The sequence below is a fragment of the Chitinophaga filiformis genome (assembly GCF_021646545.1).
In the GTDB taxonomy this organism is placed as follows: Bacteria; Bacteroidota; Bacteroidia; order Chitinophagales; family Chitinophagaceae; genus Chitinophaga; species Chitinophaga filiformis_A.
Map to the genome: position 1 here is coordinate 238,622 of NZ_JAKIRP010000001.1, position 25,353 is coordinate 263,974.

At 43.5% G+C, this 25,353-nt stretch carries 24 protein-coding genes and 1 tRNA gene; 12 read left to right on the forward strand and 13 right to left on the reverse strand.

Features of this window, described 5'->3' with window-relative positions; translation table 11 throughout:
• Positions 1–119 precede the first annotated feature (119 nt).
• From L3C95_RS00990 to L3C95_RS01000, 3 genes are all read right to left on the reverse strand, one after another.
• Complete coding sequence (locus tag L3C95_RS00990; RefSeq protein ID WP_236384184.1) at positions 120–896, reverse strand: enoyl-CoA hydratase/isomerase family protein; 777 nt, start codon at positions 894–896, stop codon at positions 120–122.
• A 428-nt stretch (positions 897–1,324) separates the two neighbouring features.
• Entirely contained in the window at positions 1,325–2,125 is an 801-nt protein-coding gene (locus tag L3C95_RS00995; RefSeq protein WP_236384185.1) for an outer membrane beta-barrel protein, read from the reverse strand.
• Between the two features lie 85 nt (positions 2,126–2,210).
• Positions 2,211–2,630, reverse strand: a complete 420-nt coding sequence (locus L3C95_RS01000; RefSeq protein ID WP_236384186.1) for a cobalamin B12-binding domain-containing protein — start codon at positions 2,628–2,630, stop codon at positions 2,211–2,213.
• A 128-nt stretch (positions 2,631–2,758) separates the two neighbouring features.
• Between L3C95_RS01000 and L3C95_RS01005 the strand changes: the two genes are divergently transcribed.
• Complete coding sequence (locus L3C95_RS01005; protein WP_236384187.1) at positions 2,759–4,426, forward strand: glutamine--tRNA ligase/YqeY domain fusion protein; 1,668 nt, start codon at positions 2,759–2,761, stop codon at positions 4,424–4,426.
• Positions 4,427–4,501: 75 nt separating this feature from the next.
• Here L3C95_RS01005 and gltX read toward each other — a convergent pair whose 3' ends face one another.
• On the reverse strand, positions 4,502–6,034 hold the full coding sequence (gltX, locus tag L3C95_RS01010; RefSeq protein WP_236384188.1) for a glutamate--tRNA ligase: 1,533 nt from the start codon (positions 6,032–6,034) through the stop codon (positions 4,502–4,504).
• Between the two features lie 54 nt (positions 6,035–6,088).
• Here gltX and L3C95_RS01015 point away from each other — a divergent pair, with 54 nt between their 5' ends.
• A complete protein-coding gene (locus L3C95_RS01015) occupies positions 6,089–6,715 on the forward strand; it encodes a polysaccharide deacetylase family protein (RefSeq protein ID WP_236384189.1) in 627 nt (208 codons plus the stop codon).
• A gap of 126 nt (positions 6,716–6,841) precedes the next feature.
• Here L3C95_RS01015 and L3C95_RS01020 read toward each other — a convergent pair whose 3' ends face one another.
• Positions 6,842–7,732, reverse strand: coding sequence for a hypothetical protein (locus L3C95_RS01020; RefSeq protein ID WP_236384190.1), 891 nt, complete (start codon positions 7,730–7,732; stop codon positions 6,842–6,844).
• Positions 7,733–7,852: 120 nt separating this feature from the next.
• Between L3C95_RS01020 and L3C95_RS01025 the strand changes: the two genes are divergently transcribed.
• From L3C95_RS01025 to L3C95_RS01040, 4 genes are all read left to right on the forward strand, one after another.
• Positions 7,853–8,623, forward strand: coding sequence for a TatD family hydrolase (locus L3C95_RS01025; RefSeq protein ID WP_236384191.1), 771 nt, complete (start codon positions 7,853–7,855; stop codon positions 8,621–8,623).
• A 45-nt stretch (positions 8,624–8,668) separates the two neighbouring features.
• Positions 8,669–9,712: an asparaginase gene (locus tag L3C95_RS01030; RefSeq protein ID WP_236384192.1), complete on the forward strand. Its 1,044-nt coding sequence runs from the start codon at positions 8,669–8,671 to the stop codon at positions 9,710–9,712.
• Positions 9,713–9,778: 66 nt separating this feature from the next.
• Positions 9,779–9,865 (forward strand) — tRNA-Ser (locus L3C95_RS01035).
• Positions 9,866–10,199: 334 nt separating this feature from the next.
• A complete protein-coding gene (locus L3C95_RS01040; RefSeq protein WP_236384193.1) occupies positions 10,200–11,489 on the forward strand; it encodes an epoxide hydrolase family protein in 1,290 nt (429 codons plus the stop codon).
• Positions 11,490–11,927: 438 nt separating this feature from the next.
• On the opposite strand, the gene L3C95_RS01045 is transcribed toward L3C95_RS01040, so the two are convergent.
• From L3C95_RS01045 to L3C95_RS01055, 3 genes are all read right to left on the reverse strand, one after another.
• Positions 11,928–12,524, reverse strand: coding sequence for a sugar O-acetyltransferase (locus L3C95_RS01045; RefSeq protein ID WP_236384194.1), 597 nt, complete (start codon positions 12,522–12,524; stop codon positions 11,928–11,930).
• A gap of 57 nt (positions 12,525–12,581) precedes the next feature.
• Entirely contained in the window at positions 12,582–13,166 is a 585-nt protein-coding gene (locus tag L3C95_RS01050) for a Crp/Fnr family transcriptional regulator (protein WP_236384195.1), read from the reverse strand.
• A gap of 154 nt (positions 13,167–13,320) precedes the next feature.
• Complete coding sequence (locus tag L3C95_RS01055; RefSeq protein ID WP_236384196.1) at positions 13,321–14,007, reverse strand: hypothetical protein; 687 nt, start codon at positions 14,005–14,007, stop codon at positions 13,321–13,323.
• Positions 14,008–14,261: 254 nt separating this feature from the next.
• Between L3C95_RS01055 and L3C95_RS01060 the strand changes: the two genes are divergently transcribed.
• Both L3C95_RS01060 and L3C95_RS01065 read left to right on the forward strand, forming a co-directional pair.
• Positions 14,262–14,999 (forward strand): AraC family transcriptional regulator, encoded by a 738-nt coding sequence (locus L3C95_RS01060; protein ID WP_236384197.1) that lies wholly within the window; start codon positions 14,262–14,264, stop codon positions 14,997–14,999.
• A gap of 52 nt (positions 15,000–15,051) precedes the next feature.
• Positions 15,052–15,999 (forward strand): NADP-dependent oxidoreductase, encoded by a 948-nt coding sequence (locus tag L3C95_RS01065; RefSeq protein WP_236384198.1) that lies wholly within the window; start codon positions 15,052–15,054, stop codon positions 15,997–15,999.
• 154 nt (positions 16,000–16,153) lie between these two features.
• On the opposite strand, the gene L3C95_RS01070 is transcribed toward L3C95_RS01065, so the two are convergent.
• The 3 genes from L3C95_RS01070 to L3C95_RS01080 all read right to left on the reverse strand — a co-directional run bounded on the left by L3C95_RS01070 (position 16,154) and on the right by L3C95_RS01080 (position 17,974).
• A complete protein-coding gene (locus L3C95_RS01070; protein ID WP_236384199.1) occupies positions 16,154–16,831 on the reverse strand; it encodes a hypothetical protein in 678 nt (225 codons plus the stop codon).
• Between the two features lie 163 nt (positions 16,832–16,994).
• Positions 16,995–17,453, reverse strand: a complete 459-nt coding sequence (locus tag L3C95_RS01075) for a type II toxin-antitoxin system RatA family toxin (RefSeq protein ID WP_236384200.1) — start codon at positions 17,451–17,453, stop codon at positions 16,995–16,997.
• Complete coding sequence (locus tag L3C95_RS01080) at positions 17,453–17,974, reverse strand: hypothetical protein (RefSeq protein ID WP_236384201.1); 522 nt, start codon at positions 17,972–17,974, stop codon at positions 17,453–17,455. Before L3C95_RS01080 ends, L3C95_RS01075 begins: the two co-directional genes overlap by 1 nt.
• 329 nt (positions 17,975–18,303) lie before the next feature.
• Between L3C95_RS01080 and L3C95_RS01085 the strand changes: the two genes are divergently transcribed.
• From L3C95_RS01085 to L3C95_RS01100, 4 genes are all read left to right on the forward strand, one after another.
• Positions 18,304–18,492 (forward strand): hypothetical protein, encoded by a 189-nt coding sequence (locus tag L3C95_RS01085; RefSeq protein ID WP_236384202.1) that lies wholly within the window; start codon positions 18,304–18,306, stop codon positions 18,490–18,492.
• A gap of 63 nt (positions 18,493–18,555) precedes the next feature.
• On the forward strand, positions 18,556–19,488 hold the full coding sequence (locus L3C95_RS01090) for a pentapeptide repeat-containing protein (protein ID WP_236384203.1): 933 nt from the start codon (positions 18,556–18,558) through the stop codon (positions 19,486–19,488).
• Positions 19,489–19,501: 13 nt separating this feature from the next.
• The gene (locus L3C95_RS01095; RefSeq protein WP_236384204.1) at positions 19,502–20,260 is read left to right on the forward strand and encodes an ABC transporter ATP-binding protein; all 759 of its coding nucleotides are present in this window, start codon (positions 19,502–19,504) and stop codon (positions 20,258–20,260) included.
• A 1-nt stretch (position 20,261) separates the two neighbouring features.
• A complete protein-coding gene (locus tag L3C95_RS01100) occupies positions 20,262–21,029 on the forward strand; it encodes an ABC transporter permease (RefSeq protein WP_236384205.1) in 768 nt (255 codons plus the stop codon).
• A gap of 74 nt (positions 21,030–21,103) precedes the next feature.
• Here L3C95_RS01100 and L3C95_RS01105 read toward each other — a convergent pair whose 3' ends face one another.
• Positions 21,104–22,828 carry a hypothetical protein gene (locus L3C95_RS01105; protein WP_236384206.1) on the reverse strand — a complete coding sequence of 575 codons (1,725 nt, stop codon included), beginning with the start codon at positions 22,826–22,828 and terminating at the stop codon, positions 21,104–21,106.
• A gap of 345 nt (positions 22,829–23,173) precedes the next feature.
• Positions 23,174–25,300, reverse strand: coding sequence for a T9SS type A sorting domain-containing protein (locus tag L3C95_RS01110; protein WP_236384207.1), 2,127 nt, complete (start codon positions 25,298–25,300; stop codon positions 23,174–23,176).
• Positions 25,301–25,353: the final 53 nt, after the last annotated feature.

Genomic DNA, 25,353 nt, shown 5'->3' on the forward strand with positions numbered 1-25,353 from the left:
AAATATCAATTACGAATTACTAATTCAATGCAGTTAATGAAAAGATAAACCCAGGCCCCGTCATGGGGCCGTGTCTTCTCTGTCCTGGCTGTTCTTATACAATCGGGAAAATAGTGCTCTTATTCCCCTACAAATCTTGCTGCTCTTTTTTGCACAAATGCCTCAGCTCCCTCCTGCAGATCTTTTGTAGCGAAGCAGGCACCGAACTCATTCAACTCTACTTCATAACCATCCTGGCTTTGGTCCAGTGCGGCATTAGCACATTTGATAACACGGGCTATCGCCAGCGGCGCTTTGGTATGTATCTTTTCTAAAAGTTCTATTGATTTCAGCAGCAGGTCGCCCGGCGCCACAACATGATTGACCAGTCCCCACTCCAGTGCCTCATCAGCACTGATCATATCGCCCGTCATCATCATTTCCAACGCCTTACCTTTTCCTACCAGGGCGGTCAGGCGTTGTGTACCTCCATAACCAGGTATCAGTCCCAGGTTAACTTCCGGCTGCCCGAACCGCGCATTGGTTGCCGCTATCCTGAAGTGACAGGCCATCGCCAGTTCACATCCACCTCCCAGCGCAAAGCCATTGACAGCTGCGATGATCGGCTTGGGGCTATCTTCAATGCGTTTGAAAACCACATGCCCTTTCTTGGCCAGTTCAGCTCCCTGCTGATCTGACAAAGTGAGAAATTCAGAAATATCAGCACCTGCGACAAAAGCTTTCTCTCCTTTACCGGTGATGACTGCACTCTTAATCTCTTTATTCGAATACACTTCATCCACCGCCAATGCCAGCTCTTTCATCACTTCCGCGTTCAGCGCATTCATTTTATCGGGGCGATTGATGTAAATAAAGAAGATATTATCTGTGAGTTCAGTTTTGATAGTGTTGTACATGAGATCCGGGTTTTGTTAGAGGACTAATTTATTTTATTTTCCGAGATAAACCTGTGATGTTATTTTAACATAGCAACAAATAGCCATATATCTTCCTTCTGACCAGCAGCTTGAGACACCATCCTCCTATAGACCCGCCAGCAGAAAGGATTTGAAGGCCGCAATGAAGTTTGAGAGAACAAACAGAGACCAAGGGTAGAACAAGCAGCGAAGAAGCAACGAAGACGCAACGAACAAGAAAAGTCAAAAAAAAGGAAAGAAAAAGGATTATTACGGGATGTTAAAATAATACAGGAGCACAGGAAAAACGATAAAAAACAGGAATGACGAATAAACGTTACACATCCATTAACATTATTCGTCATTCCTAAGATAGCCATTTTCAGGCATCAGATCAACAATATTGCTTTAAACTTATCTGTACTACATCAGGATCTTTTCTCCCGATGTTTCTTATGCCGTTTATGCATTTCTTTCCACTGTTTGTGATCAGGGAGCCGGCCAAAATCATAGCTGAGCGTTACGAAGAACAGTTTGGCCTCCAGGTCCTTATAGGGCGTAGCAGTACCGCCAGGCAACACTTCCTTATACTCTTTATTGAAGAAGTTTTCAGGATAGTACTGCACCTTCAGTCCGAAACCGGGACTCATCCTCAAACCCGCAAACAGCGAAGGCATCAGGAGCGGTGTACGGTCGCTGAACCATTCGTTGAACTTATCTTTTTTATCGCCGTGGATGAATTTCTTTTCCTTGTAATTGAACGCGAGGTCATAAGAGCCACCCGCAAAGAAGAAAAACGAACCCCTTCTCAGGTCACCGATCTTGAAACCCACAGGAATACCCAGTGTGTATACACGGCGTTTTAGTTTTACAGAATCTCTGTCATCTTCTGTGATGAGCCCTATGTTCTTGAGATTCAGCCCGGTAAAAATACCGAAGTGCCTGTTGAAATCATAGTTCAGGTTGTGACCAACGTTAAAGAAAAAGGTAAAACGGGGAATGTTGTGCACATGCTTGCCTGCATCTCTGACCTTGTCACTGAAAGATAACAGGGGGCCATCTCCACCCCAGGTGAGGTAAGGACGTTTACTGGGACCAGCACCGGCATATCTGCTAAATATCATTTTCTTCCATGCATGTTTGCTGGAATCAGATGGATTGTCCTGGGAAAATGCGGGGAACTGCAACAAACAAAGTAGCAGTGGAATGAAGTAGAGTTTCCGTTTCATATATCTTCTTCTGGTTTAATTGGTTGTCTCATATATCACTGTAAGACGCCCGGGACGAAAAAAAGTTTCAAAACGGCGCCATTTTTTAAAAACTCCGGTGACTGGCAACCCATTCTGTAATATATGTGGCAATATCCTCGGTGCGGGTACCCGGCGGGAACAGCTTCCCTACTCCGATCTGATTCAGTTCCGACATATCTGTTTCCGGTATGATACCGCCACCGGTGAGCAATACATCATCCATCCCTTTTTCTTTCATAAGGGCCATAATACGTGGGAAAACCGTCATGTGTGCACCTGACAGGATACTGACGCCAATAGCGTCCACATCTTCCTGGAGTGCGGCGCTAACCACCATTTCGGGAGTCTGCCGTAAGCCGGTGTAAATCACTTCCATACCGGCATCCCTTAGGGCTGCCGCAATCACCTTGGCGCCCCGGTCATGACCATCCAGTCCGACCTTAGCCACCAGCACACGTACAGGACGTTGTAGGGGGTTGACCATATTTCAAACGTAGTTGTTAAGGTTGCAATATAAGTTTTTTGAGCAGTCCATCATGGGATGCTACCTTACTTCGTACTCCGGTCTGTGGACTTTTCACTACCTTTGCCGTCCGAAATATATTAAACTTTATGAGCGAAGAAAGGACCCTCAATTTTCTGGAACAGATCGTAGAAGAGGACATTGCCAATGGAGTAAATGGCGGCAGGGTGCTTACACGCTTCCCACCGGAACCAAATGGCTACCTGCACATCGGGCATGCCAAATCCATCTGCCTCAACTTTGGCCTTGCACAGAAGTACAATGGTAAAACCAACCTCCGTTTTGACGATACAAATCCCGTTACGGAGGATACTGAATATGTGGATTCCATTAAGGCCGACATACAATGGCTGGGTTTCAACTGGGCCCAGGAACTGTATGCGTCCGATTATTTCGAACAGATATACAACTTCGCTGTACAACTGATAAAAAAAGGACTGGCATATGTAGACGACTCTACGCCGGAGGAGATCGCCATATCTAAAGGTACCCCTACTGAACCTGGTAAAGGTACTCCCTACCGCAACCGCAGTATAGAGGAAAACCTTGACCTGTTCGATCGTATGCGTAAAGGAGAATTCAAGGACGGTGAGAAAGTATTACGTGCAAAAGCAGACCTGGCGTCTCCTAATATGCACATGCGTGATCCTATCATGTATCGTATCAAACATGCACATCATCACCGTACGGGCGACAGCTGGTGCATCTATCCGATGTATGATTTTGCCCATGGCCAGAGCGATAGTATTGAGAATATCACCCATTCCATCTGTACGCTGGAATTTATTCCGCACCGCCCGCTGTATAACTGGTTCATCGAGCAACTGGAGATATTCCCATCTCGCCAGTACGAGTTTGCACGTTTAAACCTTACCTATACGGTAATGAGCAAACGTAAACTGTTACAGCTGGTAAATGAGAAACATGTTACCGGATGGGACGATCCCCGTATGCCAACTATCAGCGGTCTGCGCCGCCGTGGCTACACACCTGCCAGTATCCGCGCTTTCTGCGAACGTATCGGCGTACAGAAACGTGATAACATGATCGATGTGAGCCTGCTGGAATTTTGCATCCGTGAAGAGCTGAACAAAACAGCCAATCGCGTAATGGCAGTATTGGACCCGGTAAAACTGGTGATCACTAACTATCCTGCTGATCAGGTTGAAGAAATGACTGCTGAGAACAATCCGGAAGATCCCAATGCAGGTACACGTACGCTGCCTTTCAGCAACACGCTGTACATCGAGCGTGAAGACTTTATGGAAGAGCCTCCGAAGAAATTTTTCCGCCTGGGGCCGGGCCTGGTGGTACGTTTGAAAAATGCCTACATCATTAAAGGCGAAAGCTTTGAGAAAGATGCCGATGGCAATATCACTACAATCTACGCTACTTATTTCCCTGAAAGCAAAAGTGGTGGCGATACCAGCGGTCTGAATGTGAAAGGCACTATCCACTGGGTAAGCGCCGCACATGCTGCTACTGCAGAAATAAGACTGTATGATCGTTTGTTTAAAGTGGAAGATCCAGGCAACGAAGAAGGCGATTTCAAATCGTATATTAACCCGGATTCTTTGCAGGTTATTCCTAATGCATACATCGAGCCTGGTCTGCTCAAAGCTAAACCAGGCGAACGCTTCCAGTTCCTGCGTAAAGGTTATTTCTGTGTGGATACTGATAGCACTGCGGAGAAAGTGGTGTTTAACCGTACAGTGACGCTGAAGGATACCTGGGCGAAAGAGGCGAAGAAAGGGTAATTAGATATTCTATTACATAGAAGAAGCCGTATCAACATGTTGATACGGCTTCTTCGTTTTATTACTTATCGCTGATTACGCATTGATCGCATCCAGTCCCTTCACTATCCTTGCAATCGTCTCATGTTTACCCAATACTTCCGCGATATTAAACACCGGAGGACCAAACTTACCACCGCACAACATAATACGGAACGGCAATTGCAATTCTCCTGGTTTGATATTCATGGAAGCCGCCAGTGTTTTAAAACTTTCTTCCAGCGATACCGCCGTGAATTCAGCATGATCTTCTACTACAGCCGCCCAGTTACGGAAGAACTGTGTTTTATCGTCATTCCATTTAGGCTTCACAGCTGCCACATCGTAGTTCTCAGGCTGCTGGAAGAAGAAGAAAGCATGTTCCCAGATATCGTTCACGAAGTCGCAACGTTCTTTCACAAGACCAGCTATTTTCGCTACATATTCAGGAGATGCGTTGATATTCTTTTCTTTCAGTACAGGTGCAAATAACGCTGCTAAACGATTATTATCTGCGTGCAGCAGGTATTGGTGATTGAACCATTTTGCCTTTTCAAAATCGAATTTAGCGCCTCCTTTATGCACGCGCTCCAGAGAGAAACGCTGGATCAACTCTTCGATAGTGAAGATCTCCTGACCGGAACCATCGTTCCAACCGATCATTGCCAGCATATTCACAAACGCCTCAGGCAGAAAACCGAGTTCACGGAATCCTTTGGTTAATTCATTGCTCTTGGGATCTGTCCAGTTCATCGCATACACAGGGAAACCCAATCTATCACCATCACGTTTGCTCAGCTTACCATTACCATCTGGCTTCAGGATCAATGGCAAGTGTGCCCAATTAGGCATCTGCGCCTCCCAACCCAGGTATTTCCACAACAGCAGGTGTACCGGTGCAGAAGGCAGCCATTCTTCTCCGCGGAAGGCATGGGTGATCTTCATCAGGTAGTCGTCCACCACCACTGCGAGATGGTAGGTAGGCATACCGTCTGCTTTCAGCAGCACTTTATCGTCAACGGTATTTGTATTGAACTGTACATGTCCGCGGATCAGATCCGTAAAGCCAACTTCTTCATTGTGTGGCATTTTGATACGGATCACATGGGGCGTACCTTTCTCCAGCAGGCTGGCTGTTTCTTCGGCAGACAGGCTGATAGAGTTCCGCATCTGCTGACGGGCAGCCGCGTTGTATTGCGGAGAAGGATTCTCAGCAGTTTTCAGTTTATTACGCATTTCCTCCAGTTCTTCCGGAGTATCGAAAGCATAGTAAGCATAACCATCTTTCACCAGCTGTTCTGCATACTGGCGGTATTGCGCTTTACGCTCGCTCTGGCGGTAAGGCGCAAAGGGCCCTCCTACATGCGGACCTTCATCAGGATTCAATCCGCACCAACGGAGACATTCTATGATATATTCTTCCGCACCCGGCACGTAGCGGGTCTGATCCGTATCTTCTATCCTCAGCACAAATTCACCACTGTGCTGCTTAGCAAATAAATAATTGAATAAAACCGTGCGTACACCTCCGAGGTGCAGGCCACCTGTTGGACTGGGCGCAAAGCGTACCCTTACTTTCTGTTGTTGCATGCCGCAAAGGTAAAGAAAGATTTTAGCTACCTTTATTTTTCAATCACAACATCCATGTTTTATCTTACGAAAACACCTGCATTGCTGAAAGCACTGTATAAAAGCTGCACCTGGAACTTCTCCCCGGCCAGGCCATCTGTATACCTAACCTTTGATGACGGCCCTCATCCTACAGCTACCCCCTTTATACTTGACCTGCTGCGCAAATATGAGGCAAAGGCCACTTTCTTCTGTATAGGGAAAAACGTTATTGACCACCCCGACATCTACCAGCGGATACTGGAGGAAGGACATCATACCGGCAATCACACCCATAACCACCTGAACGGCTGGAAAACGGGTACGGATAAATATATAGAGAACATCCTGGAAGCCAGCAAATACATTAATTCTTCCCTGTTCAGACCACCTTACGGCAGGATCACGCCCTTTCAGATCAGGCATCTAAAAAAAGTGATCCCCAATGCACAGGTTATCATGTGGGATGTATTAAGCGCTGATTTTGATACAGAAAAAAGCGGAGAAGATTGTGTGCAGAACGTGGTATTTAAGGCAAAACCGGGATCCATTATCGTGTTTCACGACAGCACCAAGGCCTGGGACCGGCTGGAGTATGCCCTGCCAAGAGTGATGGAGTATTTCAAAAAACAAAAGCTGAACATGGAAGCAATTCCTTACTGAGGCTCACTTGAAATAGAATAAGCCTCCTGAAACTGCTTAAAAGTCACCCTGCCTTCGGTAGATATCTGAATAAAAAAGCCTGTCCACCTTAAACGGACAGGCTTTTTTATTATGTCTAATGATTGCTTATTTAGGCAATGCAATGCTTTTAATTTTGTCACCCAGGTCGATAGTAGCAGAATCATCACAGATACCATTACCGTAGTTCACAGTAGCAGTAACGCCTTTTACAGTCACCAGCGCTTTACCTTTGCCTATCCATGGGCATTCCAGTTTCCTTTCCAGTGCATCTGCCTCATTTACAGTGATGGACGCGGCTATTCCCATAGGATATGTCAGTGAATCAGTACCAGTGATGCTGAAGATATCATCAGTTACATCGCCCATGGTAGCAGTACCGGCAGTCTGAGTGATAATGGTATTGCTGTTAAAGCCAACCATCACAGTATCCAGTTGCACGGTGCCACCAGTAACTACAGAGCTATATTTATATACGCTGTTGGTGCTCATGTTGGTGATAGTCTTGGTACCGGTTACAGTCACACCATTTACTTTATAAGTCAGCGGTTTAATAACGATCACAGAGCCAGGGTAGTAGAAGTAACCGCTGTAAACCACCTGAATATTACCTGCACGCACGCGGCCGGTATTGTCAGCGCAGCCTGCACCAAACTTGATCAGCAGGGTTTTAGGCCACTGGTCCTGTGTTACATCATCGATATCGTATGAGAAGCAGCTGCCCAGTTTTGCGGCCATCTCGGCACGGTGAGCTTTACGGCCAGTTTCATTCAGACTGGCATCAGCACCTACCTCCAGCGCAATGCCGAAGAGGTCATCATATATTCCGCTTACAACTGCCTGATCAGCAGCAGCAGTGATTGCTTGATTATCTCCTTTATTCGTGTCCACATTGGCGGTATCAGTTGCCGATTTGGAACATGCAAAAAAGAGGGTTGCCATCAATAACAGGATTACAACTCCTGCGAAGATACGGTTAAAGCAAAAGTAGCTTTTCATAGAATAGTATAGTTTTAAATGAGGTTTTCCGGCCGTACTTTTGTACGGGCTACTGAAATATAAATATTATACAAATGTAATATTTTTACAAATCCTATAAAAAAATTTAATATCTGAGTAATGAACTGGATTGATACACATGCCCATTTGTATGGGGAGGAGTTTTCGGCGGACAGGACAGCAATGGTGGAACGGGCGTTGGCAGCGGGCGTATCCAGGTTATATCTTCCTAATATTGACAGTACTTCCATTGAGGGTATGCTGGCATTAGAGGCGCAGTTTCCTGACAACTGCTCTGCCATGATGGGCGTACACCCCTGCTATATTAACGAGAATGTGGAACAGGAACTTTCTGTTGTACGGGAATGGCTGGCAAAAAGACCGTTTAAGGCCATCGGGGAGATAGGGCTTGATTTTTACTGGGACACGACCTACCGTGAACAACAGTACCATGCGTTTCGCAGTCAGCTGGAACTGGCCAGAGAGTACAATCTGCCGGTAGCCATTCATAGCCGCGAAAGTACCCGTGAATGTATTGACGAGGTGAAAGCCTTACAGGACGGCCGTTTGTCCGGAGTCTTCCATTGCTTTTCCGGTACCCTGGAAGAAGCGAAAGAGATCATTGATCTGGGCTTTTACCTGGGTATAGGTGGTGTGGTAACATTCAAAAAATCCGGGCTGGATAAGATCCTGGAAGATATCGACCTGCAATATGTTGTCCTGGAGACCGATGCACCATATCTGGCGCCGGTACCTTACCGGGGAAAAAGGAATGAAAGTGCCTACATTCCGCTGATCGGAGAAAAGATAGCAGATGTAAAAAATCTAAAAATAGCGGACGTCGCTACAATGACTACAAACAACGCGCTTAAATTATTCAAAACCCACTAACCTTTTAGGCGGTACCTTTGCAGGCAATTTGGAACAGCAGCATCAATGAGTAAAATCCTGATTATTTATACTGGGGGCACAGTTGGGATGATCTACGACGAGAAAACCAAAGCCTTGCGTCCTATCGGGTTTAATGAAATACGTAACAATCTTCCGGAGTTATACCGTATGGGGATTGACTTTTACGTATATGCCTTCAATCCTCCTATCGATTCTTCTGACATGCAACCGGAGATCTGGGTAGAAATAGCTTCTATCATAGAAGACCGGTACGACCGGTATGATGGATTTGTTATCCTACATGGTTCCGACACCATGTCGTTTACTGCTTCAGCACTGAGTTTTATGCTGGAGAACCTTTCGAAACCAGTTATCCTGACCGGGTCTCAGCTGCCTATCGGCAAGATCCGTACCGATGCCAAAGAGAATATTATTACTGCCATGGAAATTGCCGCCACCCGTCATAACGGGCAGGTCGTAGTACCAGAGGTATGCATCTATTTCGACTTTGCGCTCTTCAGGGGAAACCGTTCCAAGAAGTATAATGCTGAGAAATTTGAAGCGTTCTACTCCATGAACTACCCGCCATTGGCAGAAGCAGGCATCGATATCAAATACAAGACGCAGTTTGTATTACCTTCTCCGGAGAAACCGCTGAAGGTCCATAAGCACCTGGATGATAATGTGACTGTCCTGAAAATGTTCCCGGGTATTACCCGCAAGGCAGTGGAAGCGACACTTAACGTAAATGGCCTCCGCGGGGTGATATTGGAGACTTTCGGTAGCGGGAACACTAATACCCAGCCCTGGTTCATAGAAAGCCTTAAAAAGGCTATTGACAGGGGCGTAGTGATCGTGGATATCACCCAATGTGACGGTGGTTCGGTAGAACTGGGTAAATATGAAACCAGCCAGCCCCTGCAGCAGATAGGGGTGATCAGCGGCCATGACATGACCTTCGAAGCAGCTATTACCAAGCTAATGTTCGTGCTGGGCCAAAATCTGGATCTTGAGGCTACCAAGGCAATGATCGAGGCGCCCCTGAGGGGAGAACTGACAACAAATGCCAATGACTGGGAAGTGATATAAATTAATTTTGGTAATCCGGGGGAAAGAGATATCTTTGCAACCCTGAATAAAAATTTCAATTCAACCGGAGAAGTGCAGGAGTGGTTGAACTGGCACGCCTGGAAAGTGTGTAAACTCGAAAGGGTTTCAAGGGTTCGAATCCCTTCTTCTCCGCTAAGAGGGACAAATCATCACAAGTATGATTTGTCCCTTTTTCGTTTTCGGTCCAATTCCTTTGTAGTCGGGCACAATTTATACCACTAAACGGGATCCTATATTCCTGTTGTGTTCTAAGTACAAAAGCAACCCCGCTAAGCAGATTTCCGCCTATCTCCCTTATTTGCTTTCCCTGATTTTTCAATTTGAGCTTCCTGTTCACGCCCTGTATTATCCAGCTCGACAATGAATTCGTCCACTTGGACAGATTGCTTATTTACCTGGCGCTTCCCTACGTCTAATTTTGCTGCAACAATAGAAACCAAAGCTTAAAATCTAAATTTAAAAAGCAATGAAAACAAAAATTCATACCATTCTGCTAGCAGCAGCTTTCTCACTAAGTATTCCTGCAATTACTAACGCACAAACGACGGGTACAAAAACAGTAACATCAGCATCTGATATAAGTATCAGGCCTTTCAAGATCAACATTCCCCAGGCAAAACTCGATGGACTTAAAAGACGTATCGCTGAAACCCGCTTTCCGGATAAGGAAACAGTAAAAGATGAATCTCAGGGTATTCAACTGGCACAGTTAAAAGAACTCATTGACTATTGGGGAAATGGTTATGACTGGAGAAAACTGGAAAACAAGTTAAATGCCTTACCTCAGTTTGTGACAAAAATTGATGGTTTAGACATCCAGTTCATCCATGTACGTTCAAAAGAACCCAATGCACTGCCTGTAATTCTGACCCACGGCTGGCCAGGATCTCCCCTGGAGTTCCTTGATGCCATAGGCCCTTTAACTGATCCGGTAAAATATGGTGGTAAAGCGGAAGATGCATTTGATGTAATAATACCTGCAATCCCGGGATATGGTTTTTCAGAAATACCCAAAGAAGTGGGCTGGAATCCCGACCGCGTTGCCAAAGCATGGGACGTTTTGGTAAAACGTCTTGGTTACACAAAATATGTTTCCGAAGGTGGCGACCATGGTTCAGTGATCTCCGACGCGTTGGCAAGACAAGCACCTGCAGGACTTTTAGGTATACATCTTACAATGCCTGCAACAATTCCTGCTGAACTTGTAAAACCAATTAATGCAGGAGACCCTGCACCATCAGGACTTTCTGAATCCGAAACTAAGGCATATAATTCTTTAAGTACCTTCTTTGGTAGAAATGCGGCTTATGGCGGTATGATGGTGACCCGTCCACAAACTACCGGCTATTTACTTTCCGATTCTCCAGGTGCATTAGCAGCATTCCTGTACGAAAAAATTGCAGAATGGACAGAGAGTGACTTAAAACCCGAAAAGGTAATCAGCCGGGACGCTATCCTTGATGATATCACGCTCTATTGGTTGACCAATACAGGGGCTTCCTCTTCCCGGTTCTATTGGGAAAACAATAACAATAATTTCAGTTCCGAACATCAGAAAACAAAGGACATAAAAGTTCCCGTAGCCATTTCTGTTTTTCCACATGAAATTTACCAGGCGCCTGAAAGCTGGTCAAAAAAAGCATATCCTTCGTTGTATTACTATCATAAAGCACCTAAAGGTGGACACTTTGCAGCATGGGAGCAGCCACAAATCTTTACTGAAGAACTTAGGGCTGCCTTCAGATCTCTGCGATAAGAAGTTGCAGAAGTTATTATTGCGGCATCCGAATAAACCTGGATACGGATAGAACAAATTCCGGATAGACTGTCAATAATATTAAGCTGATTGGTCAAAAGATATGTCCTTCCATATCAGTAGTGAAACGAGATGGACTACCAGTAAAAAAGCCCTCAGAGATTCATCTGAAGGCTTTTTCTGTTATATATCAGACTTCCTACATCTTAGCGAAAGTCTGCTTAATACTATCCATATTCTTCACGCTGTGAATGACAATACAAGATATCATCTAATTAATAAGATCTGTCCTCAAATTAACATTAAAGATCAATCTCAAATATCATGGAAGATATTCTTGCAAACAGCCATCAGATTTTACAAAACTTAATGCATGAATGCAAATAGGTAGCATATTTGCTATTGTACCATCCAGTTCAAATATAACGGTCTTTATTTTCATGATTTATTGATAGAGCGTACTGGTCGGCATGGATTGCCAAAGGCTACACAATTTTTCGGTATAGATTTAGTAACAATACTGCCGGCACCGATGACCGAGTTTTCGCCAATAGTTACACCAGGTAATATGATCACTCCTCCTCCGATCCAGACATTATCCTCTATTTTAACCGGTAGTGCGAAAGTACGGAAATAGGGTGTTTTTCCATCATCTTTCCAGCCTTCTACCAATCTCTCCTGCATTTCTACAGGGTGTGTGGCAGTATATATCTGTACATTAGATGCGATCAAAACATTGTTGCCTATTTCAATCTTATTACAATCTACAAACGTACAATTGATGTTAATAATAACGTTATTGCCAATAGAGATATGCTTACCATAATCGCAGTAGAACGGAGTATCAATATTTACGTTATTTCCGATTTTATGAAACAGTTCTGACAATATTTTCTTTCGGCTTAAAGCATCATAACTAGCCGTGGAATTGTATTCTCTGGTATACGCTCGTGCTTTATGTATAAGTGACTGAATTTCGGAATCAGAGGTATTAAACAGCTGGCCAGCAAGGCATTTTTCTATTTCAGATTTCATTTCAGGTATTTATAAACCAAAGGTAAAATCCATTTGATAGATATTTTTTAATCTATCTTAAAATCGATTTTGTCCTCTCAAATTACTTAAATACTGCTGAGTAATGCCAAGAAACGACGCTATGTAACCTAGATTTACACGGTTTAAAAGAGTTGGGTTCTCTAAGCAAAATTTATCATAGCGTTCATTGGCTGTAAGATTCAATCTATCCAGTCGTAAGGTCTGCATTTTAAACAAGACGTCCTGATGGATTACCCTGCCCCAGTTTGCAAATTCTATATCTGTTTCAAACAGCTTTTCCAGGGTTTCAATGCTGATTGCATATATAGTAGCATTCTCCAACACCTCCACAAATTCATACGCAGGTTTCTTGTAATAAAACGATGTGGATGAAAAAGTAATATCCCCTTCACAACTGAACCAGTTAGTCACTTCCTTTCCATTTACAGATAGATAAGTACGTGTACACCCCTTTTCAATGAAATAAACATAGTGGTCTTTAATACCAGGTCTTGTAAGCAAATGCCCCTTGGAATATTTACGTTCTTCCAAATTTGCTGCAAGAATGCCAAGAGAAGTATCTGAAACCCGATAGTAGCGCCTGATCCCCGCTACAATATTGCTTATTTTGCTTATATTCAATATCGAAACTTTATTCTAAAAATAGAAAGATTATCCCTTATAGCCAATCAACCTGATGAGGTGCCTTGGCAACATACCAGTAATGGCTGGCTGCAGGTATCACATTTAATCAATATCTTCAATACCCTTCCATAAGCCCGGTCGGGAATGCCTATCAGGTGCAGTTTTTTAAATTTATGAACTCATCTCTTGTTATGGTGTAGATATTGTAGTCTGTAATTTGTATTTCAGAACATCCAATTATCTCAATTTCATTATCACTTTTTCTTAGAATTTTCGGTCTCACATGTTTGTAGATATATACACTGCCACTATTATCAATTACTAAATAGTGGTAGTGTTCTGTAGAAGAAATTGAGTAATAACACTTCCCTGTAGTATCGTTATAGTGAAATGAATTTTCTATTTCTAATAGCTCAAAAAAGTCGAAATTCTTATGGTTGAATTTACGATGAAGCCGTTTTACGCTTTTACCGTTCAAAAGTGTCCTTTTTCGGGAAGTCAACTTTAAGGTTTGTAAGTCAAATTGCTCAATTTCGTTTTTGGGAAATTTAATGAATTGAATCAGGTTGTTATATCCAGATACACTTATTGAACTAACCCCACCGTGCTCCTTATTTAAAACTTCAAATGTCAGATCGATTTTAATTGCCTTGTTCTTAGGATGAGTTGCGTCGTAAAGGCCACTTTCATGCTGCGACTTAATATTTATACAGTCGAATTCACCCAAATTGTAAAATTCTATTTGATGAACAATGTTATTGTTGTTGAAATATACGTCATTATACTCTTCCTCTATTAAATCTAAAATTTTACTGTACAATCTTTCCTTCGTAATCATCTTGCATTTTTAGTTTTTTTGAGCACAAAATTCCACCTAAGGTCTGTGCATTGGAGATGTGGTGGCATTCCGTGTTTTCGTCTGACCACAGTCACTTGCATCTAAATATACTTGTCCAGGTCCTTATGCAAAAAATTTCAAACAAGAAGGTGCCTTGCAAAGCGTAATAAAACGGTGCTGGCTATTCTTACAAGCAGTAAATTATATATATATATTAGATGTACCGCAAGTATTTTCTATAAAAAATCAAGAATATGAAAAAACAAATAAATAATCCCTTCATCCTGGCACTTAAGGCGCACAACCTTACGGTTGAAATTCATCACCATTCGGCTTATCAAATTGTTTTATCGAACGACACGCCTTTTACTTCAACGATAAACGGCCAGTTGTTCGAACGTATTCATGGATTTTTGATCAAACCACAGGTGCCGCATTTTTGTATAGCTGAAAAAGGAAGTTTAAACGTCCTGAACATCGAACCTTACTCTAATGTGGGTTTAGAGCTTTTAAACAGATTTGGCCCAAATCAAGATCACATTGTTTTTCATTCTCCAACCGAAGCAAATATGTTTTTTCAAACCGGCAAAGACACCTTTGATATATATACAATTATAGATGCGCTGCTTCTAACGCTGCCGCCCGCCCGCTATGACGAAAGAGTAACAAAAATAGTTGAGTATATAAAGGCTAATTATTTTCAGCAGGACATAACGCCACAAACATTTGCTGATATGGTGTTTCTTTCCCCTTCCCGCTTAGCTGCACTTTTCAAACAACAAACCGGTAGCAGCATATCCAAATATTTATTGTGGACAAGGCTTCGGCAAGTCACTTATCTTACACTCTCTGAAAAAGGCAGGAGTCTGACAGATATTGCATACGACACAGGCTTTTATGACCTGCCTCAACTGAACAAGTATATGTATCAGATGTTTGGTATGCCACCGAAAGCATTAAAACACAATAGTGATCTGATACAAGTTTATTAGGGCTATTGTTTTCAACTTTGTACTATCAAATTAAACAATTAAAAATAGTACAATGAAAGCAATAGCATATCAAAAGTTTGGCAACACAGATGTTTTGCAAACGGTAGAAGAACCCAAACCCCTTATCCGGTCAAATGAGGTTTTGATAAAAGTAAAAGCTGTTTCTATCAATCCAATGGATTGGAAGATCAGAAAAGGCGAAATGAAATTGATGTCCGGCTCAACCTTTCCCAGGCATACCGGAGTTGATTTTGCAGGTATTATTGAAGATGCAGGAACCCTTGTAAAGAATTTCAAAAAAGGAGATGAAGTTTTTGGCGTCGTAAAGAATAACATGAAAGACGGAGCATTGGCCGAGTATGTTGCCGTACCGGCCACATATATTTGGAAAAAACCGGCAGCGCTCAGTTTCGCTCAGGCTGCTTCTATTCCCATTGTTGGCGCCGCCGCTGTTACCGCATTAGAAAAAATGGGTAACATAAATACAAACAGTCAGGTTCTGGTAAATGGCGCAACCGGTGGATTTGGCATGTTTTTACTACAATTATTAAAACAAAAAGGTGCAAACGTAACGGCTGTTGCCAACACAAAAGCACTGGATTCTGCCGAAAAATGGGGTGCAGATTCGGTAGTTGATTACACGAAACAAAATATACTCGCACAGCAGAAAACTTATGACATTGTTATTGATTTGTCAGGCAAGATGGGTTATACAAATGCCAAACAAATCATGAAACCCAAATCGCTGTTCTTAAACCCTACACCCCGGCCCATTGAAATTCCCACATCACTCTTCAAAAATTTATTTACCGGCAAAAAGCACATTGTAATCCTCTCGCAGGCGTCTTCAAAAAACGTAGACACACTGCTGAATGCAGTCAGCAACGGGTTACAAATTGAAGTAAACAAGGTTTTTCCATTTACCCAGTCCGTCGAAGCATACCGCTACGCCGAAGGCGGTGGCATTATTGGTAAAGTTGCCATTGAAATTAAATCATGAGTAAATTGGTTCAATAATTGTCGCCACGGCCTGCTAAATGTTAAAAGCCTTCAGATCTACCTGAAGGCTTCCTTGTTTGATATTTTCTTAAAAGCTTAGCACTTCTCCAAATTAAACTAACCACTATCCTGTCCCCTCATTGCGGTAGCATCGACTATTTGAATTTAAGCTGGTGGTAAACGCCGGTTTCTGCCAGTATTGTAAATATTGATTTAAACCACCTTTTTTCTTCTGTTGAGTAATAATTTAAAGAAATATCTACCGGAAGTTTATATGCATATACAAAAAGAGTGTCTTTAATCCCCTGGTTTGTTCTGATTAATCGACCTCCTTTGGCAAATCGCTCACGCTCAGTCTGAAGTTCTTTTTCAAATTTATTTGAGGCCGTCGCTTTTTTCCAAAGATCAGGGTAAAGATATTCCTCGGGTATCGAATCGACTCTGAAATTTGCAGTAAACGAGAATTTATCCGTTCGTGAATTGAGTGTGTTCTTTAGTTTGACCTCTTCAGAGGTTCTGTCTTTGTCAATTTTCGAGGGCGCTTTTTTACTAATACCTGACGAGGCATCCTCAAATTGCTCAAATAGCCAGCCTAAGAATTCATCCTTGTCTTCATCTCCATTGATTGTTGCAGTTAATCCAGATCTATTTATTGCGTAGATATGACGGTCTAAACTGTCATAGAGGCGGTAATAAAAGTTACCTGGCGCATTGGGCTCTGCGATATAAATTAAAAAAGGCTCTTTGTATGAAGCATCGGTTCTTTTCTCTAGCGAAATAGAATTTGAGCAAGCAGAAAAGACCAGTAAAATAAACAAGAGAAATAGTTTCATGTTATGAAAAGTTATCGAAAGATACCATTTGAATGCCATCCTAAAACTGGCAACATTGCTTAAACCAATCATTTTTTGTTACGCAGAAGCCTTGTGCATATGCCTGATACTGTTGTTATATCAAACAAAAAGTGGTGGGAAAGTGTGCATCCTCAAGCCCATATCACGCCTTCATACTTTCATTTTCGATATTCATTTTAAGGTCAACAAGTCGCTTTTTTACATTCGTTCGCAAATTATGACCTATACATTTTGTCAACATGCTAAATGGAAATCTAAGCGAAAATGAATATAAAAAAATAACTTCCGTCTTATCAACTGCAACTTTCTTAAATGTCCATGAGCCTAAGAATGATTTAAACATAAAAGGGCCTTCTGTCATTTTAATAGCTGTTACTTTAGGGCGGTTATATGTAATATATTCCGTCACCATCCCAAGTCCATTTTTGGCGACACAATAGGCCGCAACCCCTTTATCAGGTACTACAGCACCGTTAAGTAACTTAGCCGTTTTCAAAAATGTGTCCCATTCAAGTCGTCTATTGTAATCCTGTGTAAAATCAAAAACGTGTTCTGAACTTCCATTAATAATAATGGACTCCGCGAATTTGACTGTTTCCATTACTCTGAATTTTTCTTAATTGAAGTCAGTAAATAACGTTGAAATGCCTTTAAAATAAGTCTTGCCGGGATATTGAATAAAAAATAAAGTCGTTTATCCATACTATATGTTGTCGATAGTTTTAAGAATGTTGTGCGGCCTCTCGTTGTTAAATAATAAGCACCTGTCGGAATTTGGAAAACACCTTCAGCAAGGTCGAAGAAATATAAAACTTTAAATCCTTTCTCAGGATTGAATGAAAAAGAATATTCCGTCAAAGGTTTCCAAGTCAGTATCTCTTGAATGAACCTTTTACCATTGGCAAAATATGCAATTCGTTTGCCGCCTTGTCCATCAGAAATAATGTCCGCCCTTACTGGTTTTGGTATATCAAGAAGTTTGAAAATAGCCGGGTCTGAAAATTGTTCAATCTTTACATTGATGATGTTTTCCCAGATTATTTCTGGCCGACTATTAATTTCAATGGACGAGCCAAGCGTTTTGACGATATGTCTGTTTTTAGGTTTGACTACAATTGTCATGGGAGTGGCTTAACACAACTTATCGCTATAATACGCTATTTTTTTAAGAGAAAATGGCGTTTGCATTTAGAATTTAAAATAAGACGTATGTTGCACACCATAGTGAAACATGGCTATTGATAACGCTAGCTCCTTGTCGCAGCCAAGCTAAATGACGACCGGAAACCTTGACATCATACTTCAATAAATGAACAATTTAGCGGGAATATTTAAAGGGTCAGCCGTTATGGGGAACTGACACATGTCAGCTGGCTATGTACTTCAAGTGTAAAAGACAGAAGGCTAAGGTCCCTCAGATACTTAAAGAATAGGTGAATATGAATGGCCGTATGAAAAGAAGAGCGCAGGTAGCATTGAACAAACTGACCCTTTCAGCGCGCTCAAAAAGAGAGTCGAAGAGATTTGCCCAAGCCTTTGCCAAACCAATGGCATTGATTTTCAACACATACAACCGTCAGTTGCTAAAAAACAACCACAAGTGGCATAATTACAACTATGAGGAGCGGCCGTTTTGCTGATTGTGGGAATGAAGCAGAATATCTTTGTAGCGTCAAAAAAATAAAACCAAAAAAACAGCAGATATGGATACGAAGATAATCGGCAGCAAAATCGCCCACGCAAGAAAAAAGGTAAATATGTCTCAGGCGCAACTAGCTCAACTGCTATTTGTTAGCCCTCAGGCAGTTGGCAAATGGGAACGCGGAGAATCAATCCCGGACATTATTACATTTAACCGGCTGGCGGAAATCTCAGGTGTTGACCTGAATTATTTTTCGGAAAACTTCCCTTCCGCAGATACTGAAACCTTTAAAGCGCCCACCGGCAACCCTGAACAAACAGAACAGGAAATCAGCGACTTATCTCTTCCGGCAGAGCAACCACTAGTGACGAACTTCAGCGGAAGCGACCTGTCAAAGAGCGATTTCGCAGGCGTCACTGCACATAAAATGAAATTTAACGGGAGTGCATTACGTGGCTCTGACTTTTCCGCTGCGGATTTAACCGGCAGCTCGTTTCTGGCCAGCGATATAAGTGAAGCCAAGTTCGACGGAACGAATCTGACAGATTGCGTACTGTCTGCCGTTAACGTTACGGATGCAAGTTTCAATAAGACGGTTCTTATACGCACCGAATTCAGCGCATCGGAGATGATCCGCACAAAATTCACCGACACAAAACTTATCGACACTAAGCTGACCAAGAGCGATCTTAGAAAAACAATCTTTGAAAACTGTGTCTTTAATGGCGTGGACTTTAATTATTCCGATCTGCGGGAGCTTTGCCTTGACCGACAGACCTTTATTGGTGTGAAATTCCACAACGCGGCACTGAACGAAGCTACATTTAATGGCGCCACACTCAAAAATGTGTCCTTCCGTTCCACATTTGCTTTGACTAACAAATATTACCGCGCTATCAAAACCATCCACTTTGACGGTGCGATGATGGATAAACTGACCTACGCTTCACTCAAAGGCATGGGGGCCGATTTATCGAAGGTTACAATCATCTAAAGAAAAAATCTCTATGAAAAATACCGCAATTCAAGTGATAGGACTGCAAAAGTCCTACAGGCAGCTTCATGTCCTGAAGGGAGTACATTTCGAGGTCGAAAAGGGCAGCATTTTTGCCCTACTCGGTCCCAACGGCTCCGGCAAGACAACGATCGTTAAAATCCTTACCACGCTACTCAAACAAGATAAAGGAAATGCTATTGTAAACGGATTTGACGTCGCGTCAAGCCCCAACAGCGTACGCCAGTCGATCAGCCTGACCGGGCAATTCGCTGCGGTGGACGAGATTCTGACAGGACGGGAAAATCTTGTTATGATAGCCAGACTGTGGCATCTGGACAATCCACATCAGGTTGCAGACGATTTGCTTAAACGTTTAGATCTGACTGATGCTGCAGACCGCCGCGCTTCCACTTATTCAGGAGGCATGCGCCGCCGGCTCGATATTGCCATGAGCCTCGTTGGAAAATCGCCGATCATTTTTCTTGACGAGCCCACTACAGGACTTGATCCAGAGGCGCGTATTGAGGTTTGGAAGATGGTTAAAGAACTGGCTGATAATGGCACGACAGTCTTTCTGACCACTCAGTACCTGGAAGAGGCTGAACAACTCGCAGACAGGATTGCCATCCTTCATGAGGGCAGGATTATCGTGAGCGGTACGCTGGCAGAACTGAAGCAGTTGTTCCCGCCTGCAAAAGTCGAATACATTGAAAAACAACCGACGTTAGAGGAGATATTCCTTGCAATTGTTGGAAAAAAAGAAAAGTAACATGAAAACCATAACGAACTATTTTTTTCTGGACATGAGTGTTATGCTTGGACGTTCCATGCGCCATGTCTTCCGTAGCATGGACACCATCATTACCGTTACCATCATGCCCATTGCGATGATGCTGTTGTTTGTCTATGTTTTAGGTGGCGCCATTCAAAGCGGCTCGGACAACTATGTGAATTACCTATTGCCTGGTATATTGCTGATTGCTGTTGCAAACAGTGTGGGCTATGTATCTTTCCGTCTGTTTACCGATGTGCAACGGGGAATATTTGAGCGCTTTCACTCCATGCCGGTGGCTCGTTCTGCCGCATTATGGGGACATGTACTGACCTCATTGGTATCTAATGCAATCTCTATTTTCGTAATCATTATCGTGGCACTCATTATGGGTTTCCGCTCTTCAGCCGGAGTTTTTTCATGGCTGGCTGTGGGCGGTATACTCGCAATGTTTACGTTGGCCCTGACATGGATTGCCGCGATTGCAGGATTGTCGGCAAAAACAGTGGATGGCGCAAGTGCTATAGCCTATCCAATCCACTTTCTGCCGCTAATCAGTTCAGCATTCGTGCCAACTAAAACGATGCCGCCGGCCGTTCGCGCCTTCGCAGAAAATCAGCCGCTTACCGCGATCGTTGAAGCTATCCGTGCGCTACTTTCCAATCAGCCGGTAGGTAATGAAATATGGGTTGCCCTTGCATGGTGTGTAGGAATTATGCTCATGGCTTATGGCCTTGCAATGAGAGTGTATAAAAAACAGGGCTAAAGACGAATTGCAAAATAATAGCGGCCCTCTTTAACGAGAGCCGCTATTATGTTTTGATCAAGCCACTGAAGCAACTACTTCACTGAAATCTTCCCTACCGCTATTCTCGTTTTTGCCAATGCCCTGTTTGTTCTTCCCACCAAATACATATCGTTACCGATCACTGAACCTAACCGCGGCATGGCAGTTGGTAACTCAACATTGCTAAACAGTTTTTTGCGGCTTACCTTACCAGTAACTTCATCTACATCAAGCATAAAGCAATCCGATCTGTCAAGTCGGCCAATTCCTTTTATTTTCTGACCAGCCTGTGTTACCTCAGCGTTCTTCGGATTATCATTAAATATGATCTTAATGTTGCTTCCCACCTTCATAGCGCCAAAACCGGCATAGAACGGCATATTAAATTCCTCGAACAAGCTTCCCGCGGGAAGAAAAGAGGCAGCAACAGTGCCGGATTGTTGTGCTGTTTTGTACAACTCTTTCTGGAACTTTGGTAGTACGTCCAACCAGGAAACGTCTCCTTTGGCATCTATCTTACACATCAGTAGATCTCCGTACTCATAAACAGAGTAGGTAGAAGTCGTCCAACGGCCAGGTATATTACTGGAACCCGCGGTGTAGGTACTGTTAGTAAATGAATAATTTTCGCGTGATTCGGCAAGAATAACCAGACCACCATCCGACGTATAAAAGATCCTGCTGAATTGCATGTACTTAGAAAAGCCTTCGCCTTCCTTCTTCATTTTTTCCAGCTCTTCTTTGGTTGCTTTATCTTCTTTGTCATCATCTTTATCACCATTGTCGTTGACATCAGCCTGCGCTGTAGATAACAGCGAGTTATTGATTTGCTTATTGCTGGTGGAAACTACTTTTCCACTGGCAATATCAAGCCGTTGCACTAGCAATCCATCAATTGAACCCCTCTTTTTATTACTATAGAAGGCCGCTAATATTAAATTTTCGTTCCCTTCCTGTAAGATCCTGGTGCTGCTCAGCCATTTATCGTTGATACTGGTGTTAATCTCCGACTCCTGCTTACCCTTTTCGTTATACACGCGAATATTGTAATGATCAAAATCAAGGAACTTCTCTTTCTTCGCTTTGCCCTCGGCATATTCATATACACGCCCGACCAGTATCACTTTATGGTTGATTGTATATATCAGGTCTTCAAGCCGGAACTTCTTCGACTCAAATTCATTTGAGATGGTAATCAGCTTACCCGATGGCTTCAGATCAATATCCAACTCCTGTACTTTATATTCATTCCGTTCCTTTCCTTCTACACTGCTCACAATAACCATCTTCGTACTGTCAGCATTATAGGTAAGCCTGATGTTCGTAACATCGTTCTTATTCTCCTGTTGCAGCGAGGTTATCTGCTCCCAGGTTCCTGCCAGTTCTCCGGAGCTTTTATCCACCTTTGCTGCGAAGATAGCCAGTTGCTTATCTCCCTTGCTATAATCAGATGAAAAGATGAACAGATCATCTCCACAGGAAAAGAACTGAACAAAGTTCCGGCCTTTAAGTTCTTTCTTGAAATCATGCCGGTACACCTCTGCCAAACTCGTATTCACTTTTAATAGTGTGGCTGCTTCACCGGCCACATGTAACGCCTTTCCAGCCAGATGATTCTCTTCAAGATACGCACCGGTTTTGTCTGCGAACACCACCTTTAAATCTGTTGAGCCTTTGCGAAGTTTGAATTCTTCCCCCCATTTGACAGCAGCCCGGTCCTGGGCAAAACCGGAAATGCTGATTACTGATGAAATTAAAAAGAGATAAATAGGTTTCATGTACTAATTAATAGATTACAAAGCAATAATATGATAATATTTCATGTATATTTGTTTGTTTCTTAATTATTAAATACATTATTCAATAAAGTCGACCCAAAAGCCCAAAAGGTCGCCAATGAAGAATACCTGCTATCCGCCGCCAACAACCTGATTCATGGCCCGCAGATAACGGTGCCAGATGCTCGTTCCTGACTTCCATCACTCTATAGCAATATTAAGTTTAAGGAAGTGTCAATAAAAGACAATACTCCTTTTTTACCCGATACTGTTATTGTCTAAAGCTGAAGTGCCCGCAAAAAGTATCTGGCTTTTTGCGGGCACTTCAGCTTTGAGGCTGGGCGATTAATGCGCCACTACTAATTTCTGCGTCACACTGTTTCCCTGCTGCTCCACCTTCAGGAAATACAGCCCTGAATGCAGATCATCTACCGGTAAAATTGCCTTTCCTCCTTCAATATTGATCATCCGCTGACTAACAGCCGTCCCATTTACATTGAGTACAGTCACCAGGCCATTCCCTTTCCATCCATTTCTGAATTTCAGGATGGCTGTATTAACAGCAGGTTGTGGATATACCTGCAACGAACCGGATAACTTACTTTCATCCACCGGCATTGGGGCATCATATGCGGCTACCCCAGCCATTTTCAGCGGACTGTTTACATTGATAGTATCACTGATGATAATATCTTCTATATACGTTTTAAAGTTACCGGTTTCCACTCCGTGGTCGTAAGCGATCATGATGCGATCAATAGTCTTTCCATTCAGCCAGTTACCAATATTGCAGAAGATGCGACGCCAGCTGTTCGCAACACCATGACCGGCGCCGGGATGCATGGAAGTTCCATTCTGGTCTGTAGCACCTATATCGCGCAACGTAGTACCGTCGGTCATTACCAGGTCTACCGTTACATAACGGGAAAGATTGTTGGTAGGGTAGGTCCAGAAGCTCAATTTGGTAGCAGCATTCACCGGGATGTTCACATCAAATGCCCGGAAGTAGTAGAAAGAGCTGCTGGCAGAATTGTCTGTACCACTTACCCGAATGGATGAAGGGCCGGTGTGACTGGTCTCACCACTTACCACACCACACAAAGGAGCGCTGACATTCTGCGGAACAGAGCTCGGATCGGCGCTGTTGGTCCAGCTTAACATAGCGTCATATCCGGCCTCAACGCTGGTACGGAACCAGAGGGGCGCCACAGCATAAGGAATCGGCACATTGGTGGTCAGCGGCTGCGTGCCTTTCAGTACCTGTGTGGCCCTGCCGGTAAGGCGCAGATAGAAGTCAGACCCGATGTAAGTGCCATCTGCACTACTGGTCAGGAAGTATTGATTATTGGGCACGGCAAAATAGCTGTCAGCCATTTTCATGATATTGGTGCCTTCATCATATTCGTCGAACATGGCGATATAAGCCGTGTTCATTCCCAGATTCTTAATATTGTACAGCTGACGCCAGAAGAACTCTCCCTTATTACGGGGAATTTCGTTTACCGGTCCGCCGTTCCAGTTACTCCAGGCAAAACCGGAAAAGATGACCGGTTGATAGTCAATACCGTGCGAATTACAATAAGCCAGGTCAGGCACAAGCTGGTTATTCTTGAAATTATCCGCACCTGCAAGGTCCTTGAAACGGCCTACTGACCATGGAGAGATCATATCAAATGCATCATATACCGCACTATAACCGGCATAGGAATCATCCGTACCATTGCGCCAGTGAGTAGGCACGCCTCCGATTACGTAATAACCTTTCGCTTTTAACCAGTTGATAATGGCCAGACTATTGCCGGGCGAGTTCGTACGGCCGGTAAGGCCAAAGCCCCAGATACAGATCACCGGTTTGCCATCCTGGTGGGCATAATAGGGTGAATTTACCACTTGCAGGTCATTTTCTATATGCAGCCAGTCACTCTTAAAATAAGCAGTGTCATCGGCGCTCATATCGTACATGATGTAGAAAATGCGCTGGTATTTTTCGGCCGCGCGACGCAGGCGGGTGGTTACGCTATCGCGGTTGGTACGGAACACACCGTCCCGGGTCTCACCCAGGAAACGTTGCAGGGCTGCACCGTCAATACCATTATCCTGCATCCATTTGAAATGGCGGTCAATCACCTCCGGAAACCAGGACGAGAATAACTTCGAAGGCTGTCCGTTATTCAGGTTGCCGAGGTTAGTCTGAAACAGCTGGCCGGATCCGTATTCGGTAACATCAGGATATGCCTCAAAGGTGATAGCTCCGGGAGCAGGTGAGCCGTTGTTGGTCTGGTACTGTCCGGCCGACCAATGTCGCCAGCGGGCCACTGGCGAGCCATCTCCAAAGGCGTTAAACCAGGCCTGGTAACCGCAGATCACCTTGCCTGTAACAGATTGGGCGGCAGGCGCCACCTGGGCTGACAAAAATAAAGGGCTGCAGCATGGCGCTGCTATCAACAGGATGTGTAACAATATTTTCCGCATATACGTGGAATTTGGTTCGCTGCAATTTAATAGTGAGGCTCTTAATAAAGCGA

What these genes read in the sequence shown, in the direction of transcription:
- L3C95_RS01000 (WP_236384186.1), bottom strand. Translation starts at nt 2,630, where the DNA reads ATGGTCAACCCCCTACAACGTCCTGTACGTGTGCTGGTGGCTAAGGTC.
- L3C95_RS01015 (WP_236384189.1), top strand. Translation starts at nt 6,089, where the DNA reads ATGTTTTATCTTACGAAAACACCTGCATTGCTGAAAGCACTGTATAAA.
- L3C95_RS01065 (WP_236384198.1), top strand. Translation starts at nt 15,052, where the DNA reads ATGAAAGCAATAGCATATCAAAAGTTTGGCAACACAGATGTTTTGCAA.
- L3C95_RS00990 (WP_236384184.1), bottom strand. Translation starts at nt 896, where the DNA reads ATGTACAACACTATCAAAACTGAACTCACAGATAATATCTTCTTTATT.
- L3C95_RS01040 (WP_236384193.1), top strand. Translation starts at nt 10,200, where the DNA reads ATGAAAACAAAAATTCATACCATTCTGCTAGCAGCAGCTTTCTCACTA.
- L3C95_RS00995 (WP_236384185.1), bottom strand. Translation starts at nt 2,125, where the DNA reads ATGAAACGGAAACTCTACTTCATTCCACTGCTACTTTGTTTGTTGCAG.
- L3C95_RS01055 (WP_236384196.1), bottom strand. Translation starts at nt 14,007, where the DNA reads ATGATTACGAAGGAAAGATTGTACAGTAAAATTTTAGATTTAATAGAG.
- L3C95_RS01110 (WP_236384207.1), bottom strand. Translation starts at nt 25,300, where the DNA reads ATGCGGAAAATATTGTTACACATCCTGTTGATAGCAGCGCCATGCTGC.
- L3C95_RS01075 (WP_236384200.1), bottom strand. Translation starts at nt 17,453, where the DNA reads ATGGAAACAGTCAAATTCGCGGAGTCCATTATTATTAATGGAAGTTCA.
- L3C95_RS01020 (WP_236384190.1), bottom strand. Translation starts at nt 7,732, where the DNA reads ATGAAAAGCTACTTTTGCTTTAACCGTATCTTCGCAGGAGTTGTAATC.
- L3C95_RS01105 (WP_236384206.1), bottom strand. Translation starts at nt 22,828, where the DNA reads ATGAAACCTATTTATCTCTTTTTAATTTCATCAGTAATCAGCATTTCC.
- L3C95_RS01025 (WP_236384191.1), top strand. Translation starts at nt 7,853, where the DNA reads ATGAACTGGATTGATACACATGCCCATTTGTATGGGGAGGAGTTTTCG.
- L3C95_RS01080 (WP_236384201.1), bottom strand. Translation starts at nt 17,974, where the DNA reads ATGACAATTGTAGTCAAACCTAAAAACAGACATATCGTCAAAACGCTT.
- L3C95_RS01060 (WP_236384197.1), top strand. Translation starts at nt 14,262, where the DNA reads ATGAAAAAACAAATAAATAATCCCTTCATCCTGGCACTTAAGGCGCAC.
- L3C95_RS01070 (WP_236384199.1), bottom strand. Translation starts at nt 16,831, where the DNA reads ATGAAACTATTTCTCTTGTTTATTTTACTGGTCTTTTCTGCTTGCTCA.
- L3C95_RS01100 (WP_236384205.1), top strand. Translation starts at nt 20,262, where the DNA reads ATGAAAACCATAACGAACTATTTTTTTCTGGACATGAGTGTTATGCTT.
- L3C95_RS01045 (WP_236384194.1), bottom strand. Translation starts at nt 12,524, where the DNA reads ATGAAATCTGAAATAGAAAAATGCCTTGCTGGCCAGCTGTTTAATACC.
- L3C95_RS01090 (WP_236384203.1), top strand. Translation starts at nt 18,556, where the DNA reads ATGGATACGAAGATAATCGGCAGCAAAATCGCCCACGCAAGAAAAAAG.
- gltX (WP_236384188.1), bottom strand. Translation starts at nt 6,034, where the DNA reads ATGCAACAACAGAAAGTAAGGGTACGCTTTGCGCCCAGTCCAACAGGT.
- L3C95_RS01085 (WP_236384202.1), top strand. Translation starts at nt 18,304, where the DNA reads ATGAAAAGAAGAGCGCAGGTAGCATTGAACAAACTGACCCTTTCAGCG.
- L3C95_RS01095 (WP_236384204.1), top strand. Translation starts at nt 19,502, where the DNA reads ATGAAAAATACCGCAATTCAAGTGATAGGACTGCAAAAGTCCTACAGG.
- L3C95_RS01030 (WP_236384192.1), top strand. Translation starts at nt 8,669, where the DNA reads ATGAGTAAAATCCTGATTATTTATACTGGGGGCACAGTTGGGATGATC.
- L3C95_RS01005 (WP_236384187.1), top strand. Translation starts at nt 2,759, where the DNA reads ATGAGCGAAGAAAGGACCCTCAATTTTCTGGAACAGATCGTAGAAGAG.